Here is a 17,659-nt window from a genome sequence, read left to right as displayed (position 1 = left end):
CATGAATCAAAGTCTGCCACTCGTCTGGGGTTGGATCACCACACCGCTAGAACTCTGTTCGTTTGTATTGGCAATCATTACGGTTGTGCTGAATATTAAGCAAATACATTGGGCTTGGTTGTTCTCAATTTTGTCTTCTGCTTTGTATGGCTTGGTGTTTTTTGATGCGAAGTTATATGGCGATAGCGGTTTGCAAGTCGTATTTATTTTGGTTTCGGTGTGGGGTTGGTATCAATGGTTGCGACATGGTGAAAACCAAGAGAGCTTAGCAGTTACACGATTGCAGACTTCACAACGCGTGTTGGCGATGTTTGCCTGGATTGTAATTTTCGTCGCCTTATATTTGTTATTGAAACTAGCGACTGACACAGACGTTCCAATTGCAGATGGTTTCTTGACTGCGGGTAGCTTGCTCGGGCAATTACTACTCTCAAGAAAAAAACTTGAAAATTGGTATGTTTGGATTGTGGTCGATGTACTGTATGTCGGGCTGTATTTGTATAAAGGATTGATGCTTACTGCTTTGCTTTATGCGATTTTTGTGATTCTTGCGATCGCTGGTGCGCGTGCTTGGCGTGCGGTATGCAAGTAGGAACAAATCAGCTAACTGAAAAAACAAGTTGTAGGCAAATGAAAAGCACGATATGACCGAAAAAACGAGCGCACTATCAGTGCAAAAAATCGCCATTCTTGGCGCCGAATCTTCTGGTAAATCGCAATTGGCAGAAGCACTTGCACACCATTATCAAACCGTTTGGGTACCTGAATATTTACGCGAATTTGTTGAGAAAAATGGGCGTGTCCCGCAAGAGTCTGATCAATTACATATTGCGCAAGTTCAATTGCAGCAGGAACAGCATTTGCTAGATAAAGCGCATCGTTGGTTGTTTTGTGACACGACACCTTTGATGACTGCCTTGTATAGTCGTTTTTATTTTAAACAGGTCGATGCAGAATTGCTGGGTTTGGAACAAGCACACGATTACGCATTGACCTTGGTCACAGCGCCAGATTTTCCTTGGATTGCTGATGGACTACAGCGTGAATCACCTGAAGTACGTCAGCGAATACACGATAATTTAGTCGATACCTTAGATGCACGTGGTATCCCATTTGTGTTGGTCGAAGGTAGCTTGCAACAACGCTTGGAGCAAGTGAAGTTCACCTTAGATTTTTTGAGTTAGTCTTTCAATTTAAATTAAAAATAGTAAGTTTTAAAAACTAAAAAATTAAATCAAAGTATATTGAGGTTAAGTTCGATTTGAATAAAAAACGCCCGCACATTTTTTGTGGCGGGGCGTTTTGTTTATAAAGAGCCTGGCAACAAAATCAGCAAAGAAACTAGCCTTAGTGATGCAAGTCGAATGACTGACTAAGCTAATACCGTTAATACAGCTAATTCAATTAGCTGTTTTCTAGCAAGCTCTTCAATTGTTCTAAGCGAGAAGGGTGGCGCAGTTTTTTCATCGCTTTCGCTTCGATTTGACGAATCCGTTCACGCGTAACGTCAAACTGATTACCAACTTCTTCTAAAGTATGATCACTCGCCATTTCTAAACCAAAGCGCATACGCAAGACTTTTGCTTCACGTGGGCTCAAGGCATCGAGGATTTCCTTCAGCTTGCCTTGTACCGAGGCCTGCATCGCTGCTTGCATTGGTGACAGCGTGATATTGTCTTCAATAAAGTCGCCCAATTGTGAATCACCATCGTCGCCGATTGGTACGTCTAGTGACACTGGTTCTTTGGCGATTTTCAAGATTTCACGTACTTTGATCTCTGGCAAATCCATTTTCTCTGCAATCAATGCAGGATCTGGCTCTGTACCGTTTTGTTGCAAGCATTGGCGTTTAATACGATTCAACTTGTTAATGGTTTCAATCATATGAACCGGTACGCGAATGGTTCTCGCTTGATCTGCAATCGCGCGCGAGATCGCTTGACGTATCCACCAAGTTGCGTAGGTTGAAAATTTATAGCCACGACGATACTCAAACTTATCAACTGCTTTGAGTAGACCGATATTGCCTTCTTGAATTAGATCCAAAAATTGCATGCCGCGGTTGATGTATTTTTTGGCGATAGAAATAACCAAGCGCAAGTTGGCCTCGGTCATCGCTGCTTTGGCGTCACGAGTGCGCTTTTCTGCAGAAATCATTTTCTTATGAATCGCGCGTAAATCACTGAGTGGTATTTTCGCTGACTCTTCCAAAACGATTAAGCGTCCTTGCAGTTCTCTCGCTGCATGAATATGCCGCTTCAGGACGGCGCCATACGCTTCGCGTGACTCCATCTCTTGTTCTAACCAATCTCGATTCGTCGCATTTTTGATGAAGTGGGTGATGAAGTAGGCACGTGGCATACCGCAGCGATCCACCAACAATTCAAGCATGCGTTTTTCGGTTTGACGCAGTTCGGTCATTTGCTTGCGCAAAATGTCGCACCATTTTTCAGTCGTCTTCACGCTGAAACGGATGCTTTCCATTTCTTTCGCAACGTTTTCTTGCGCGTGTTGATAGGCAGGTGATTGATAAGCATTCATTTCAATCTGCGCAAACATATCGTCAAAGCTGGTCTTGATTGCAGCAAATTTTTCTAGGGCAGTCGCCTTCATTTGCGCTAACTGTTCTGCGCTTAGGGTATTGCTTGTTTCTGCCGCGCTGCCTTCGTCATCGTCCTCTTCCTCTTCATCGTCGTCTGTATTCGCTAAGATGACTGGAGCAGGAATATCTAAGCTGTCTGGCACATGAAAGCCATCGATAATGTCGTCAATAATCACATCATCAGATTTGACTTTTTCTGCGGTAACCAAAACTTCTTGGATCACGGAAGGGCATGCAGAAATAGCTTGCAGCATGTCTTTTAAGCCGGATTCGATGCGCTTTGCAATCTCGATTTCACCGCTGCGAGTCAGTAATTCTGCACTACCCATTTCACGCATGTACATGCGCACAGGATCTGTGGTGCGACCAAAATCTGAATCTACGGTCGATAAGGCAACCGCTGCAGTTGCCTCGGCATCGTCATCGCTAACTGAGCTGGCGACATTGTCAGACAGCAGTAACATGGTTGCGTCTGGTGCTTGATCGTACACCGCAATACCAACATCATTTAAGGTGCTGATAATGCTTTGTATCATCTCAGGATCATCGACGTTTTCTGGTAGATGATCATTGATTTCAGCATGGGTTAGATAGCTACGATCTTTACCAAGTTGAATTAACTTGGTTAAGCGTTGGCGGTATTCTTCCAGTTGCTCTTTGCTTGCACTGCTGGCCGTTGCTTTTCCTGATTTTACTCGCGCAGCGCGTTTTAATTCAGCCGATTCCAATGCGTTAAACGCATGGATTTCTTCGTTATATACTTGCGGCGAAGAAGGTTTGCGTCCACGACGCGCTGCTTCTTTTACCGTAGGAAATGCGTATGCCGAAGTGTCAATTTCTGCCGCAGCTGTTGACGGTGCATCGCTAATAATTGGTGCTTTGGCGATACGTGCTTTGCTTGCTGGCTTTTCGATTTGCGTTGATGCCAGAGACTGTGTTGCGAAAGTTGGTGCAGCCATAGTTGGTGCAGCCATAGTTGGTGCAGCGATTACGTCCGCTTCTTTGGCGATAGAGCTGTGAGCTGGCGTTGCTGATACTTGAGCTTCGGCATCTGTGTCAGTCAGCTTCGCAATGATTTTCTTTTTCTTTACTTTGATTACTGGTGCTGGGCCTGTACTTAAGTTGGCAGCACTCGATAGCAAATTGCTGTACTCATCATTCATCTCGTTTGCTACTTCAGTGGTCGTTGTCGCAGTGACGTCATCGTTTGCGACATGGCTTGCGCTGTCAGTAGCATTCTCGGATGCCACATTTTCATGCACTGTCGATTCGTTCGCAAGATCGCTTACCTCATTCGTGCTGGAAGCGGAAGAGTCGGATGAAGATGTTTCCGCCGCATTGACCACAGCTAAGCGTGAGCGTCGTTTCGTTACGACAGTAACTGATTGAACTTGTGTTTTGATGATCTCGCCGGATTCAAGCGCTGGCGATTCGGTCAAGACTGGCAAGGCAAATGTGCGCGTCTCCGCTTGAACTACTGGCGTCTTTGTTTTTGTGATGGAGAGCGGTTTGCCTAATTTGAGTGTCTTAGAAGCTGGAGCGACAGTCGTAGTGCTAATGTGCGATTCGGATGGTGTTAAGCTGTTTTTCATGTAACAAATCAAGTGCGACAACAAATGCCAATCAAGTTTGGATGGCAACAACAAAAGCAAAAGTAGGAAACTTAGCAAATACAGCGTTCGAATCGAGCAGTAGAACTAAATCCTTAAGCTCATCAAACACACTGAATCAATTAAATAAAAAACCCGCAATTGCGGGCGAGAGAATTAAATTGATTTTTTTTGCGTATTTTTATGCGAGGTCGGGATTATCCACGGCTTACCTGTTCTTGACAAGTATTACCGTACATTTGTTCTAGGAGTTTTACCTAAATTTACTTAGTTTCACGCAATGCAATGGAAAAATAATAATCAAGTTTTCCATGATGTTGGATGCAGTATCGTGTTCGCAATACGTGCAATGTAAAGTGTCTTACTTGTAAATTAGCTGATGGCCTTGGTGATTCTGCATGAAATCATAGAGGAAAAGCATGAGCCTTGTTACAATAGCTGCTTTATTGCGGTGGGTCTGATTTGCAGCCCAAGAATTTAAAATGATTTTGCTTAGCAGTGAGATTAAGCTTAATGTTTGACTTTTTCTTGCGCTAAAAATCAAAGGATTTTTAATGTGCGGATAAGCCGACTGATTTTTCGACTCACAATTTACCACTTTCATTTTTAGATCATGATTGATATCCAACTACTTCGTAAAGACATCGACGCTGTCGCTGCGCGTTTAGCGACGCGTAAATTTGTATTAGATGTGCAGACTTTTAATACTTGGGAAAATGAGCGCAAGCAAATTCAAATGCGTACCGAAGAATTGCAAGGCAAACGTAATTCCTTATCCAAGCAAGTCGGTATGTTAAAAGGTAAAGGCGAAGATGCTTCAGCGGTAATGGCAGAAGTGGCGGCAATTGCAGATGAGTTGAAGTCCTCGGAGATTCGCTTGGCGGAAGTGCAAACCGCATTAAGCAACTTTATGCTGACGATCCCAAACTTGCCAGACGAATCTGTGCCAGTTGGTGTTGATGAAACAGGAAATGTGGTGGTACGTAGTGTTGGAACGCCGCCTAGCTTTTCTTTTGCGGTAAAAGACCATGTCGATGTCGGCGCAACTTTGGGGCTGGAGTTTGATGTAGCGGTCAAATTAACCGGCTCTCGTTTTGCGGTATTGAAAGGTGGCATTGCACGCTTGCATCGCGCCTTAGCGCAATTCATGCTCGATACGCAAACTTTGGAGAACGCTTATACCGAGCATTACACCCCTTACATGGTGAATGCGGATTCTATGCGCGGTACGGGTCAATTGCCGAAATTCGAAGAAGATTTATTCGCCGTGAAAAAAGGTGGTCAAGATGGTGAAGGCGAATCGCTGTACTTGATCCCGACGGCAGAAGTGACGTTAACCAATACTGTTCGCGATGAGATTTTGCCTTTAGAAAGTTTGCCGATCAAAATGACAGCCCACACACCGTGCTTCCGATCAGAAGCAGGAAGCTATGGTCGCGATACACGTGGCATGATTCGCCAACATCAGTTTGATAAAGTGGAATTGGTACAAGTTGCTCACCCTGAAAAATCTTTTGAAGCCTTAGAAGAAATGGTGGGGCATGCGGAAATGATTCTGAAGAAACTGGGCTTGCCATATCGTGTGATGAGTTTGTGTACCGGCGACATGGGATTTGGTGCGACCAAAACTTATGATTTAGAAGTTTGGTTGCCTGCACAGAATACCTATCGTGAGATTTCATCTATTTCGAATATGGGCGCATTCCAAGCGCGTCGTATGCAAGCACGTTTCCGCAATGCGCTAGGCAAAACAGAGTTTGTGCATACTTTAAATGGATCTGCGTTGGCAGTGGGACGAACTTTGGTTGCGGTATTGGAGAATTATCAGCAAGAAGATGGCAGTGTTATCGTGCCAGAGGCCTTGCGTCCATACATGGGCGGCGTTGAGCGCTTATTGCCGAAGGCATAACCGTATGCACAACTGCAGGCAAAACGAGAAGTATCCAATGTAGAAAATAAAAAACCCATCTGAACGATGGGTTTTTTGTTGGGTAGCTATTTATACATTTGCTGTCTGATTATTTGGCTAGATAGAGCCAAATAAAAAAACCTTATCCAAACTTAGCTCGGTAATGCGATTTCGTTATTCACGCTGAATTGATAATCACGGAATACGTGTTCTGCCGACAGTAATTCGTAGCTGCCATCTGGCAGCTGGCGTGTTGTGTCTTTCAAGCGATAAGTTGTTTGTCCGCAGGTCCAGCACTTGAAGTTACGCATGTGTGTGCATAAACAAGTCTTATCCATCACTTTGAAATCTTTGTTGTCTGGATTTGCTTCTACTTCACGATTGTAAGCATCGATGTAGGAGCAACTGCCATTGCCATCCAACAGATAACCATAGGCTTCGCAACCTGGACGAATGTTGGAGCCAATGGCAGGCGTGTTGCTCAACATGCGCATTGGATAACCAGTCGGTGAAATTGTGTTAACGATGATTTGCTCTTCTTGCGCCTTGAAGTATTCTTGCTTGACATCGTCTGGCAATCCGCACTCTTTAGTCACAGTGAAGCGGGTCGCTACTTGTACGCCACCCGCACCAGCTTCGAGGAAGGACACGGCATCACTTCCAGTAAAGATGCCACCTGCAGCAATTACAGGAATCGCGAGGTTTTCATCTTTTAAATACTGTAAAACTTCGGCAACGATGGTGTGCAAATCATATTTAGCCCAATCCAAACCAAAGCCTAAGTGACCACCCGCTAAAGGACCTTCGACAATCACATAATCTGGCAAACGATTCAGTTTTGCATTTTTACGCAAGAACAATTGGAGTGCTCGCACGGAAGAGACGATGATCCCCAGTTTGGCGTCGCGGAACCGAGGGTGATCTTCGATTAAGCCGAAAGAGCCCAAATGCAAACCTGCACTCAAGGTGATGCCATCAATCCCTGCATCTAATGCAGATGCTAAACGCACGCGCAAAGTGTCGCGCGGACCGTTCATCGTTAATTTTTCCATGCAGTTGACGAAAATCATGCCGTCGCCTTGCTTGGCTTCCATCGTGCGACCAACGTGTAATCTAGTTGCTTCTGCTAACAGATCTAAATCAAATTTGATATCCGTTTTATCAGAATTGTTGATGTTGTATTTATACAGTTTCGTTTTGTCCTTAATGAAACTGGTATCAAAGCGACGATCAGAAACGTCGTGAACCAAGGCGTCAGAAATATGGCCAATGCCATTTAAACGTGCCGCTACTAATGCTAATTCTGCTGTTGAAATATCCACGCCCATGCCACCAATCATAATCGGGACAAGTTCATGTTTGCCTAGGCGCAGGCGAAAATCATCTACACGTTTCATTATTTTCCTTGGACAACTTGATATTGAAATTATGTCGCAGCGCAGTTAGTTGTTATCGTTCATTTGCGCATTCTCTCTTTGCGTGTGTTTTTGTTTGTATCGACGTAGATAAATAAAAATTTACGCACGTTTCAATCTAGCTTAATCGGCTGAATTTTGATCGGTATTCTTAAGTAGAGTTCGATTTCTAATTCTGCTGATATTTATTGCCAAAGCCACACGACAAATTTCTACAGGCGCAATTCTACCCTAGGTGCTCTTTTTTGGGCTTGTCGTCTTTGAAAAACCGATGATTATTAGGGTTTTCTATGCTTTTCTTTAACGCAGATCAGTTTCATTGCGTGATTATTGCAGCTTAGTACGTTGCTGCGCTCTGTTACAATGCACGTTTTGGTGACAGTTAAATTGTGTCCCTTTACTTAATTCAACTCTTATTTATATGCAAATTTCTCAAGATTCTGTAGTCAGCTTGAACTACACCATGTTCGACGAGCAAGGCAATTTGATCGATAAAAATCATGATCCTATCGTGTATTTGCACGGTGGTTACGACAATATTTTGCCTGCGGTTGAAGCTGCTCTTGAAGGGCAAACTGTAGGTAAGACTATTTCTGTTTCTATGGAGTCAGATGATGCGTTTGGACAAATTGACCCAAGTTTAATTCATGAAGAAGATGTTGGTTTATTCCCACCTGATTTAGAGGTTGGCATGATGTTTGAGACGCGTGATCCAGAAACGGGCGAGGCTGCGCAATTTCGTGTCACGGCGATTGATGCTGGTTTGGTCACAGTTGATGGTAATCACCCATTAGCAGGAATGAAGTTGCGTTTCGAAGCAGAAATTTTAGCGGTTCGTCCTGCAACGGAAGAAGAAATTGCCCACGGTCATGTGCATGGTGAGCACGGTCATCATCATGATGATTAATTAGCTTGGCTAGATTGCGCTCGCTTTGATTGGCTTTCAATCATCTGATTTGAAAATATTGCGGCTAATCGATGCCAGCTACGGGTCGAGCGAGTATGTGAACTGGTAAATGATTGAGATTATGCTTTGGCGTGTTGTCTCGCCTTAGCTAAATCTAGGTGTTGGATTGTTTTTTCAAACAAGCGCACCACATATTAATTCAATGACTTTCATCGTGAGGCAATTAGACATGAAAGACTATTATTTTATTCTCGGTGTCGCCACTAACGCGAGCTTAGCCGATATCAAAAAAGCTTACCGAGTTAAAGCCGCGGAGTTTCACCCCGACCGTAATAGCTCGGAATTGGCTCCGGTAAAGTTTCATGCGGTTAAAGAAGCGTATGACGTGCTTTCTGATGAATCTGCGCGCGCATCTTATGATGAAAATCGTCGGCGTAATTTATTAGAGTCGCCGTTAGAAACAGCGACCGAAATTTGGAAGAATTATTTGTCAGGAGTGATGCAGTGAAATTTTCACGCTATTTTCAAGAATTAATGTTGGCATACAAAGCAGAGTTAGATGATTTACGTTCTGATTCTGAAGGCAAAGATGTGATGCGCCATCGATTAAAAGAGAAGCGTGAGCAATTACGCTTCTTGTTGCCAATGATGACGAGCAATCCAGAAATGTTAGCGCCTGCTTTTCATGAGGCATTTCTGTTTATGAATCCCTTAAGTTTTGAAGCGCTTGCATCGAAAGAAGTCAGTAAGCTGCCAACCTGGAAGAGTTTGGCTGCTGCGGTCAAGCTAGAGCCTTGGGCCGAAAAGATGGCGCAAATGGTGTTGGCGGAAGAGGGTGGCGATACTTTCTTGGTGACGGCTGCTTGCCTGGAATATTTAAGTCGTAGCCACCATACGCGAGCGATGGCAACAAGTAATGAAGACGATGCTAGCGATGAAGAATCACAAGAAGAAGCCGACTTGCATGAGCAAGGTGATCTCGATGGTCACTATGGTCGTCATGGTCGTGATGATGGTGATGACGGTGACGATGTTGATCTGGAAGAAGCTGGTATGGATTGGTTAGCAGAGCAGGGTTTCGATCGCAAAGATTAAGCGTAGCTGTGCTATTGATATCTTGTCTTCATCAAACATTGAGTGAAAAAAAGGAATAAAAATGAGTGTCCCAGCTTTAATTGAAGCGCAAAATTTGATCCAGTTAGGCGATATTGCAGGCGCTGAACATGCGTTGGCAAACTTGGCAGAAACCGAAGGTGATCAAGCATTGGTTGCTGCTTTGGATGAATTTCCTGCGAAAGATTTACTAGCGATTATTCGTGAATACGATGCGTCAAAAGAATCATTGGTGAATCTTTTGGTGACACCTGAACAGTTTGCGCAAGCAGTGGTGCTAGAGAAACGCTATGCTGATCTGACTCATGAACAATTGCGCGGCATGATTAATTCGGTCATCTTTCGTGATGGTGCAGATGCTGCCGAATTTTTATACGAAATTGCAGAGGTGGAAGGTGGCTACGATGCCTTAGCCGATTATCTGCAAGATCGTACGCAGATGGTGGAACATTTCTATCGCTATGCCACATTTGATTTGTATGAATATGGCGATGAAAGTAAAACCCAAGCGATTGATGATGATTTGTTGAGTTTGACGCGCGATACTGAAACACGTGCTTCTGCCGTGGATAGAGCGAGTGTTGAAGATCATGATTGGATGGAAGTCACCTATCTGCTGCGCTATGAATTACCCGAGATTTTCCGTGAAGTTTTGATGAAATTGCGTGCACGTTATCAAGTGTATTTACGTAATTTGCAAAATGACGAATTCGCTGAATCTCCGGTCGCAGAAGAAGGCGATGACGAGGAAGTTGATGCACCTAAAAAGAATAATGACGATGGTGATGATGACGACGAAGAGTCTGCTTTGTAAGCTAGGAAATAAGCCAATTTGATTATGTCTGAAACTCAACAAGCTATTGCAATATACGACGACCGTCCATTTTTTGAGACGGCGCTGCGTCATGGTTTGCGATTTGCCATTATTAGCCGCGCAAAAATTGAGGCGATTGAAGCAGATGCGCCCAAAGGCTTGGTGCAGATCGCTGATACCTTTGGTAGTAAATATTTGCGTCCCGAGCTTGAGACCGCACGTAAGCGCATCGTCAATCTTGCTAGTCTTTATTTGCTTGAAACCTCAAAAGGTGATTTGGACATTGCTGCCAAATTAATTCGCGATAATACCTTCTTGAGTTTGTCGCGCGGAGGTTCTGGTTTGCTTAAAGCGTTACATGCAATGCCTGAGTATGCACTGTTAGGGCGAGAGCAGAAATCGCCAGTAGAAGAGTTTTTAGAAGTGTGGTCTTTAAAAGATAAGCCTAGCGAATATAGAAACTTACTCGCCCACCGTCAGCAAAATGCATTGGAAATTGAAGCCGCATTGTGGTTCGCGCGCTCAATGGATTTAACCCAAGCTGAATTGCAAGAAGACGATGCAGAAGCCAGTGGCGTTATTCGATCGGGTATTTTGAAAGTTTTAATTGGTGATGCTGAGGCGCCGATTGAAAATCAAGTTGAATTCGCTCAAATTATTGAGGCGATACGCGCTCAAGCAAAAAGTAAAACGAAAACGAAGAAATCCGCATTATTCGATGTAGAGCTGGCGAAATCAGTACTTCTGGATGCGGATATTCCAAGCAAGTTTCATCCACTGTGTTTGCAAGTATTAGATGAAATTCTCAAGCGTGATTTGGTATTGATATTGGATCTAAAGCACTCGCTTGATCGCCTTGTGTTTGAACTGAAAGAGCGCTATTTCATTTGTGCTCACGAGATGGAAGATACATCGGATTACGATGCCTTGGTTTCTAAAGAATGGTCGAAGCTGACTAAGGGAAAAACCGATATCGATTCTTTGCTTACCTTATTGCTTTGCGTTGCAACAGATGTGCCGGCGAAGACAAGTTTGCTTGAGAAAACGGCGAAGCAGATTGTGAAGAAGGTGCGAGAACAAGGTTTGGATGTTCAGAAAGCGAATACATGGATCAAGCAAACTGCTCCACACGAAAAACAAGAAGGTTTACTCGCTGATTGGCAAGAGTTTGCTGACGAAGCGCAAACCTATCTGGTTGATGACTGGGATACGAACTACAGCGGTGCTCTTCGATTTTTACAAGAGAACTGTCACATTCTTAAGCCAGTGAAGAAAGCCGCTTCATAGCAATTTAAGCGCGCGTCATGTGTTGAGTGCGCGGGTTTTTTGATAGATCAACGATGTGCTCAATTGGATAAAATCAAACTATCAATGTGTGTGACAGCTTGTTGTACCCACATCGATTTGTATTGGATTTTGCTAGCTGTAAATTGATGAAATAAATCGGCAGACTTAGCTTGAATAAATATTGAATCGGGTGCTGAACTAGGTTTTGAATTGGAAGGTTTGAATTCAAGATTGAATACAAACTCAGCAGGGAAGATTTTGAAGATTGGTCGGGACGGCAAGATTCGAACTTGCGACCCCATGCACCCCATGCATGTACGCTACCAGGCTGCGCTACGCCCCGACTCGAAGGCTTGCATTATAGGACATTTGCGATTGTTTCGTCATCAAAAAAGTGTCGAACTTAATATTTTGCCGCTGAACATTTTGTAAAACATCTGATCAGATTACTAAATTGCCATAGATTATCGCTCCCTGCAAAAATAGTCATTCTTAATTGACTTTAATGATTGTCAGAGTCGATGAAAAGCAGTCACAATAATGCTATGCGTATGACAGATGCGCAAATTCCTTCTTTGTGTTTATCGGAACACTTACTTACTAAGAGATGATTATGTCGATAAAGATTAGCCAGAACTTTGATGCCGGTGCGATTGAAGTTGTTAGCGCGCTTGATGTAGAAAACATTCAATTGAATCTGCGTCAAGATTCCAATGCGGAATTTATGCAGTGGTTTTATTTCCGGTTGCAAGGTGCGCGCGATCAAGATGCTTGTATTCGCATCTTAAATGCGGGTGCCGCTACCTATCCTGATGGTTGGGAAAATTATCGCGCTGTTGCTAGTTATGACCGTGAGAATTGGTTCCGAGTTGAGACTGAGTTTGATGGCAAGGTAATGACGATCAAACATACGCCAGAAACTGATAGTGTTTATTATGCGTATTTCGAGCCATATAGCTGGGAGCGTCACCTCGCCTTGTTGGGAAGTGTTGCACAGTCTGAACAAGTGCGTGTGGAAGATTTAGGAAACACCGTTGATGGTCGTGACTTAAATGTCGTTGTGGTTGGTAATCCATCTGCGGAAAAGAAAGTGTGGATCATTGCTCGTCAACATCCAGGCGAAACGATGGCTGAGTGGTTGGTAGAAGGTACACTCAACGCACTGTTAGATTTAGCGAATCCAATTGCCCGTGCAATTTTGGATAAGGCGGTTTTGTATATTGTTCCAAATATGAATCCAGACGGATCGGTGCGCGGTAACTTGCGCACGAATGCCGCGGGTGCCAATTTAAATCGTGAGTGGATGGCACCATCAATTGAGACAAGCCCTGAAGTTTACTATGTGAAGAAAAAAATCGAAGAAGTGGGCTGCGATTTGTTCTTAGATATTCATGGTGATGAAGGCTTGCCTTATGTATTCGTTGCTGGCAGTGAGATGTTGGAAGGCTTTAGTGAGAAGCAAAAGCAAGAACAAGACGCGTTTGTTCAGAGCTTCTGTGCAGCAAGTCCAGATTTCCAAACACAGTTCGGCTATGAGGCAAGTAAGTACAACGAAGATTTGCTGAAGTTAGCATCGAAGTACGTTGGACATACGTTTAAATGCGTTTCTTTGACTTTGGAATTGCCGTTTAAAGATAATGCCAACATGCCAGATCTAGAAGTCGGTTGGGATGGTGCTCGTAGTATGAAATTGGGTGAGGCGATGTTGCAGCCTATTTTGACTGCATTGAAAAACTGAGTTCAGTCGTAACATCTACTGAAGGAAGCTGTAAAGTGGGCATTGAAATTGAGCGTAAGTTTTTAGTTGTATCTGATCGTTGGCAACAACTTGCGCAACCTGTATTTATGCGTCAGGCGTATATCAGCTCGACTCCCGGGCGGGTGGTGCGTGTGCGCATAGAAGGGCAATCTGCGATGCTCACTTTAAAAGGCAAGGCCTCTGGAATCTCTCGTGTTGAATGGGAGTATCCGATTCCTTTGAGTGATGCAGAGGAATTATTAAGTACCTTGTGCGAACAACCAATTATCGAGAAAAATCGATATCGAATTGATTTGGATGGCTTGGTTTGGGAAGTCGATGAGTTCTTCGGGGAGAACGCTGGATTAGTTGTGGCAGAACTTGAACTGCAATCGGAATCACAGCATTTCACAAAGCCGGACTGGGTCGGTGAAGAAATCAGTCACGATCATCGTTATGCCAACGCGAACTTGTTTAAGCATCCGTATTCGCGTTGGTAGTTCGATTTAGCTAAAGATTGTCTTTTATAAGATGCTAGCCTTTAGCTTGTTCAACTATCGCATCACGTAATTGCGAGAATAAAGTATCTATCTGATCTTTGTTAATAATCAAGGGCGGCGATAGGGCGATAATATCGCCAGTGGTGCGAATTAAAATATTTTTCTCCCAGAAGCATTTTTCAAAAATATCATAGGCTCGCGTGGTGGATTTTCCTTCTTGCGGCGTTAACTCAATACCGCAAACCAAGCCAAGATTTCGAATATCTTTCACTGTTGGTAATTCTCTTAGTTGATGCGCTGCTGCTTCGAAGTAAGTCGATATTTGTGCCGCCCGTTCAAATAGCTGTTCTTCTTGATAGACATCTAAGGCCGCAATTGCAGCGGCACAGGCGAGTGGATGCGCGCTATAGGTATAGCCGTGAAAGAGTTCGATTGCATCTTTTGGAGAGTTCTCCATGAATGTATCGTAAATTCCTGTATTGATGATCACCGCGCCCATAGGAACCGCGGCGTTCGTTAATCCTTTCGCGCACACGATCATGTCTGGAATGACATCAAAATAATTCGCAGCAAATGCGCTTCCTAAACGCCCAAATCCGGTAATCACTTCATCAAAAATCAAAAGAATTCCATACTTGGTGCAGATGTTTCGTAGTTTTTGTAAGTAAGATTTCGGCGGTATGATGACGCCGGTTGATCCTTGTATTGGTTCAACGATAACTGCGGCAACTGTACTCGGATCGTGCAAGGCGAGTAAGCGCGATTCTAAAACGTCAGCGAGTTCTGCGCCATGCTCAGGCAAGCCTTTGCTAAACGCGTTTTTTGAAATGTTGAGTGGATGAGGTAGGTGATCCACCCCAGCAAGTGCAGCGCCAAATTGTTTGCGATTGCCGGCGATGCCGCCAACCGCGATACCACCAAAGCCAACCCCATGATAAGCCCGTTCACGTCCAATTAGACGAAATCGACCAGCATCTCCACGCACTCGATGATAGGCAAGGGCAATTTTTAATGCGGTATCGACGCCTTCCGAACCATCATTGCAGAAGAACACGCGATCAAGTCCTGCAGGCGACATCTCCGCTAATTTACTAGCCGCTTGAAAAGCAAGCGGATGTGCCATTTGAAATGTTGGCGCGAAGTCTAAGGTGGCCGCTTGTTGTTGAATTGCTTCGACAATTTTTGGATGATTATGACCAGCGTTGACGCACCACAGTCCAGCCGTACCATCAAGTATTTCACGCCCATCGGCACTTTGGTAGTACATGCCTTTCGCTGAACTGAGTAATCTTGGTTTAGATTTAAACTGTCTATTGGCAGTGAATGGCATCCAAAGATGCTCGGTTGTCGGCGAATTTATCATGTTGGTCTAACGCTTGTGCTTGAGAGGTGATCAATGAGAAACAGGTGCAGATGAAGATGCAAGCTGCACAAAACATGTTTGCACAATTTATCGCGTCGATCAAGCGAAAGCAAAGCGCCAAATTAGTTGGCAGGGCTCTCTCTTACAAATAGATGAAATTTAATGCCCCATCCTGCGTCAATTTCAACCAACCACCACGGTGCTGCGTTCTGTTGTCACAATCCCAGTCAGGCAAGACATAACGTAAGCCCTGTGCTTCATCATGGATGGCGTGACGGTGAGTGTGTCCGTGAATTAAAACACTGTTGGGAAATTGTTGATGGAGCGCTGCTACTGCCGATGCATTCACATCCATGATTTCCATGCTTTTGTCTTGTTGAGCAGAGCTGCTTGCTTGCCGCATGTTCTCAATGATGGCCTTGCGTTCCGCGAGCGGTTTTGCCAGAAATTGTTGTTGCCAATTCTCTTGCCGAACGAGCGAACGAAAAGCCATGTAATTCACATCATCGGTGCAAAGATGATCGCCATGAGAAAGAATCAGTTTGCGGTTTGCTAGAAGTAGTATGCTTGGGTCTTCCAGTAATTGTGTCTTGGTGCGTTCTGCGAAAGATTTTCCAACTAAAAAATCACGATTCCCAGCAATCCAAAAAATCTGTACACCACGCTCAGCGATTTCACGAAGTGCTTGAATAATTTGGTGGTGGTAGGGGTGATCTATGTCATCGTCGCCCGCCCAATACTCAAATAGATCACCTAGCAAATAGAGACGCTCGGTGTGAATCGCATGGTGGTGTAGAAAGTCAAGGAATTGATTTGTGGTTCGAGGAAGCGCTTCACTTAAATGAACATCGGAAACAAAAAGCGCAACCGATTTGGGTTGCGCTTCGACCGATGATCCTTGATGCTGTACTGGGCTATTCATCGTTTGTTGAACTTCAGATAGGCTAATTAGTGTGAGGTCGTTGCTTTAAACGATTTCGGCTTTTTCTATAACGATGTTCTCAACCGGTACATCGTTATAGAAACTTGAACGCGTGGTTTTTGACGAGGAAATTTTGTCGACAACATCTTTTCCTTCTGTGACTTCGCCAAATACGCAGTAACCCCAACCATCTTGTCCAGGATAATCAAGAAAATCATTGTTGCTTGTGTTGATAAAAAATTGTGCCGAGGCTGAATGCGGGTCGCTAGTTCTCGCCATTGCTAATGCATAGCGCACATTTTTTAATCCATTATTAGCTTCGTTCTCAACATTCCCCTTGGTCGGTTTTTGTTTCATGCCAACTTCAAAGCCACCACCTTGGATCATAAAGCCACTGATTACGCGATGGAAAATCGTACCAACATAATGTCCTGATTCAACATAAGCTAAAAAGTTGGCGACTGTCTTAGGCGCTTTTTCAGCATTCAATTCGATTTTAATGTTGCCTAGGTTAGTGGTGAGCAGAACGGCCATAGTAATCCTCTTTTTAGATAAATGATTGCGATTGAATTTGCTAACGGACGTATTTTAAATAAGGTATTTTAAATAACGCGTTTTAAATTACGTGCTTTCGTTATGTTTGCTTCGTTATTCTCATCTGGCTTTATATACTTAGTCCTGATGAGCCTCACTAAGCGACGGCAAGGCGATTCAGTATGCAATGTTGTTTATGTGATTGTTTAAGTGTTTGTTTAGTTGATGATTATTTCATTAATTTAATGGAGATAATCATAATCGGTTTTACTGGTACATTTTGATGAATGCTGACTTCGGAAGTTGGTGTTGATTTGATCTTTTCTACGACATCCCAACCTTCGATGACTTTACCAAAAGGTGTGTAGCCCGCCGCAAGCACTTGTGCGCGCGAACGAGGTAAGGTAATTGGTTCGCCGTTTTTCATGATTTGAACTGGGTCGCCTTCGGGCAAGGCTTGGTAATTCAGAAAATCATTGTTATTCACATTGATATAAAACTGTGCCCGTGCCGAATTGGGATCCATCGTTCTTGCCATTGCGATTGTGCCGATATCGTTTTTCAATTCTTTTTCAAAAGCTTGTTTCGCTTCGGAAGGAACAGGTTTGTCAGTTGGCTTTTCTTGCATGGTAGCAGTCAAGCCGCCACCTTGAATCATGAAGTTATCAATCACCCGATGAAAAATGGTTTTGTTGTAATGACCTTTCTTTACATAGCGCAAAAAGTTTTCGACGGTCTTTGGTGCTTTTTCTGGATATAGCTCAAGAACGATATCTCCCATCGAGGTCTTGATATTTACCTTTGGTAACTCTTGGGCGCTAGAGAGAGGTGCAATCAGACTAATGAGACTGGCCACACCGAATTGTAAGAAATAACGACGACTATGTTTGAGCATAATAAACTCCTTGAGTAATATTTCTTGAGCCTGTTGTCGGCAAGAATCCT

16 protein-coding genes and 1 tRNA gene are annotated in these 17,659 nt (G+C 43.8%); 10 read left to right on the top strand and 7 right to left on the bottom strand.

Annotated elements, in window-relative coordinates; translation table 11 throughout:
• Position 1 precedes the first annotated feature (1 nt).
• Together pnuC and IE103_RS02015 are read left to right on the top strand one after the other, a co-directional pair.
• Positions 2-592 carry a nicotinamide riboside transporter PnuC gene (pnuC, locus tag IE103_RS02020; RefSeq protein ID WP_189344336.1) on the top strand — a complete coding sequence of 197 codons (591 nt, stop codon included), beginning with the start codon at positions 2-4 and terminating at the stop codon, positions 590-592.
• A 52-nt stretch (positions 593-644) separates the two neighbouring features.
• Positions 645-1,184 carry an AAA family ATPase gene (locus tag IE103_RS02015; protein ID WP_189344335.1) on the top strand — a complete coding sequence of 180 codons (540 nt, stop codon included), beginning with the start codon at positions 645-647 and terminating at the stop codon, positions 1,182-1,184.
• A gap of 220 nt (positions 1,185-1,404) precedes the next feature.
• On the opposite strand, the gene rpoD is transcribed toward IE103_RS02015, so the two are convergent.
• Positions 1,405-4,194: an RNA polymerase sigma factor RpoD gene (gene rpoD, locus IE103_RS02010; RefSeq protein WP_373295218.1), complete on the bottom strand. Its 2,790-nt coding sequence runs from the start codon at positions 4,192-4,194 to the stop codon at positions 1,405-1,407.
• 631 nt (positions 4,195-4,825) lie between these two features.
• Here rpoD and serS point away from each other — a divergent pair.
• Positions 4,826-6,121, top strand: a complete 1,296-nt coding sequence (gene serS, locus IE103_RS02005) for a serine--tRNA ligase (protein WP_189344334.1) — start codon at positions 4,826-4,828, stop codon at positions 6,119-6,121.
• A gap of 152 nt (positions 6,122-6,273) precedes the next feature.
• On the opposite strand, the gene IE103_RS02000 is transcribed toward serS, so the two are convergent.
• Entirely contained in the window at positions 6,274-7,518 is a 1,245-nt protein-coding gene (locus tag IE103_RS02000; RefSeq protein WP_189344333.1) for a nitronate monooxygenase, read from the bottom strand.
• A 439-nt stretch (positions 7,519-7,957) separates the two neighbouring features.
• Here IE103_RS02000 and IE103_RS01995 point away from each other — a divergent pair, with 439 nt between their 5' ends.
• The 5 genes from IE103_RS01995 to IE103_RS01975 all read left to right on the top strand — a co-directional run bounded on the left by IE103_RS01995 (position 7,958) and on the right by IE103_RS01975 (position 11,657).
• Positions 7,958-8,443: an FKBP-type peptidyl-prolyl cis-trans isomerase gene (locus IE103_RS01995; protein ID WP_189344332.1), complete on the top strand. Its 486-nt coding sequence runs from the start codon at positions 7,958-7,960 to the stop codon at positions 8,441-8,443.
• A gap of 229 nt (positions 8,444-8,672) precedes the next feature.
• Complete coding sequence (locus tag IE103_RS01990) at positions 8,673-8,951, top strand: DnaJ domain-containing protein (protein ID WP_189344331.1); 279 nt, start codon at positions 8,673-8,675, stop codon at positions 8,949-8,951.
• Positions 8,948-9,538: a hypothetical protein gene (locus IE103_RS01985; RefSeq protein ID WP_189344330.1), complete on the top strand. Its 591-nt coding sequence runs from the start codon at positions 8,948-8,950 to the stop codon at positions 9,536-9,538. Before IE103_RS01990 ends, IE103_RS01985 begins: the two co-directional genes overlap by 4 nt.
• A gap of 61 nt (positions 9,539-9,599) precedes the next feature.
• Positions 9,600-10,370 carry a hypothetical protein gene (locus tag IE103_RS01980; protein WP_189344329.1) on the top strand — a complete coding sequence of 257 codons (771 nt, stop codon included), beginning with the start codon at positions 9,600-9,602 and terminating at the stop codon, positions 10,368-10,370.
• A 24-nt stretch (positions 10,371-10,394) separates the two neighbouring features.
• On the top strand, positions 10,395-11,657 hold the full coding sequence (locus IE103_RS01975; protein ID WP_189344328.1) for a hypothetical protein: 1,263 nt from the start codon (positions 10,395-10,397) through the stop codon (positions 11,655-11,657).
• 266 nt (positions 11,658-11,923) lie between these two features.
• Here IE103_RS01975 and IE103_RS01970 read toward each other — a convergent pair.
• Positions 11,924-12,000 (bottom strand) — tRNA-Pro (locus tag IE103_RS01970).
• A gap of 270 nt (positions 12,001-12,270) precedes the next feature.
• Here IE103_RS01970 and IE103_RS01965 point away from each other — a divergent pair.
• Both IE103_RS01965 and IE103_RS01960 read left to right on the top strand, forming a co-directional pair.
• On the top strand, positions 12,271-13,395 hold the full coding sequence (locus IE103_RS01965) for a M14 family metallopeptidase (RefSeq protein ID WP_189344327.1): 1,125 nt from the start codon (positions 12,271-12,273) through the stop codon (positions 13,393-13,395).
• A gap of 35 nt (positions 13,396-13,430) precedes the next feature.
• Positions 13,431-13,895 carry a CYTH domain-containing protein gene (locus IE103_RS01960; protein WP_189344326.1) on the top strand — a complete coding sequence of 155 codons (465 nt, stop codon included), beginning with the start codon at positions 13,431-13,433 and terminating at the stop codon, positions 13,893-13,895.
• 34 nt (positions 13,896-13,929) lie between these two features.
• On the opposite strand, the gene aptA is transcribed toward IE103_RS01960, so the two are convergent.
• From aptA to IE103_RS01940, 4 genes are all read right to left on the bottom strand, one after another.
• Complete coding sequence (gene aptA / locus IE103_RS01955; protein WP_189344325.1) at positions 13,930-15,258, bottom strand: omega-aminotransferase AptA; 1,329 nt, start codon at positions 15,256-15,258, stop codon at positions 13,930-13,932.
• Positions 15,259-15,400: 142 nt separating this feature from the next.
• On the bottom strand, positions 15,401-16,180 hold the full coding sequence (locus IE103_RS01950) for a UDP-2,3-diacylglucosamine diphosphatase (protein WP_189344324.1): 780 nt from the start codon (positions 16,178-16,180) through the stop codon (positions 15,401-15,403).
• A 45-nt stretch (positions 16,181-16,225) separates the two neighbouring features.
• Positions 16,226-16,714 carry a peptidylprolyl isomerase gene (locus IE103_RS01945; protein WP_189344323.1) on the bottom strand — a complete coding sequence of 163 codons (489 nt, stop codon included), beginning with the start codon at positions 16,712-16,714 and terminating at the stop codon, positions 16,226-16,228.
• A 229-nt stretch (positions 16,715-16,943) separates the two neighbouring features.
• Positions 16,944-17,609, bottom strand: coding sequence for a peptidylprolyl isomerase (locus IE103_RS01940; protein ID WP_189344322.1), 666 nt, complete (start codon positions 17,607-17,609; stop codon positions 16,944-16,946).
• Between the last annotated feature and the right edge of the window lie 50 nt (positions 17,610-17,659).

It is taken from the genome of Affinundibacterium macrobrachii, from assembly GCF_014652415.1.
Classification (GTDB): Bacteria; Pseudomonadota; Gammaproteobacteria; order Burkholderiales; family Burkholderiaceae_D; genus Undibacterium; species Undibacterium macrobrachii.
Note: the sequence above shows the minus strand (reverse complement) of the source record. Positions and strands in the feature narration are given on the sequence as shown.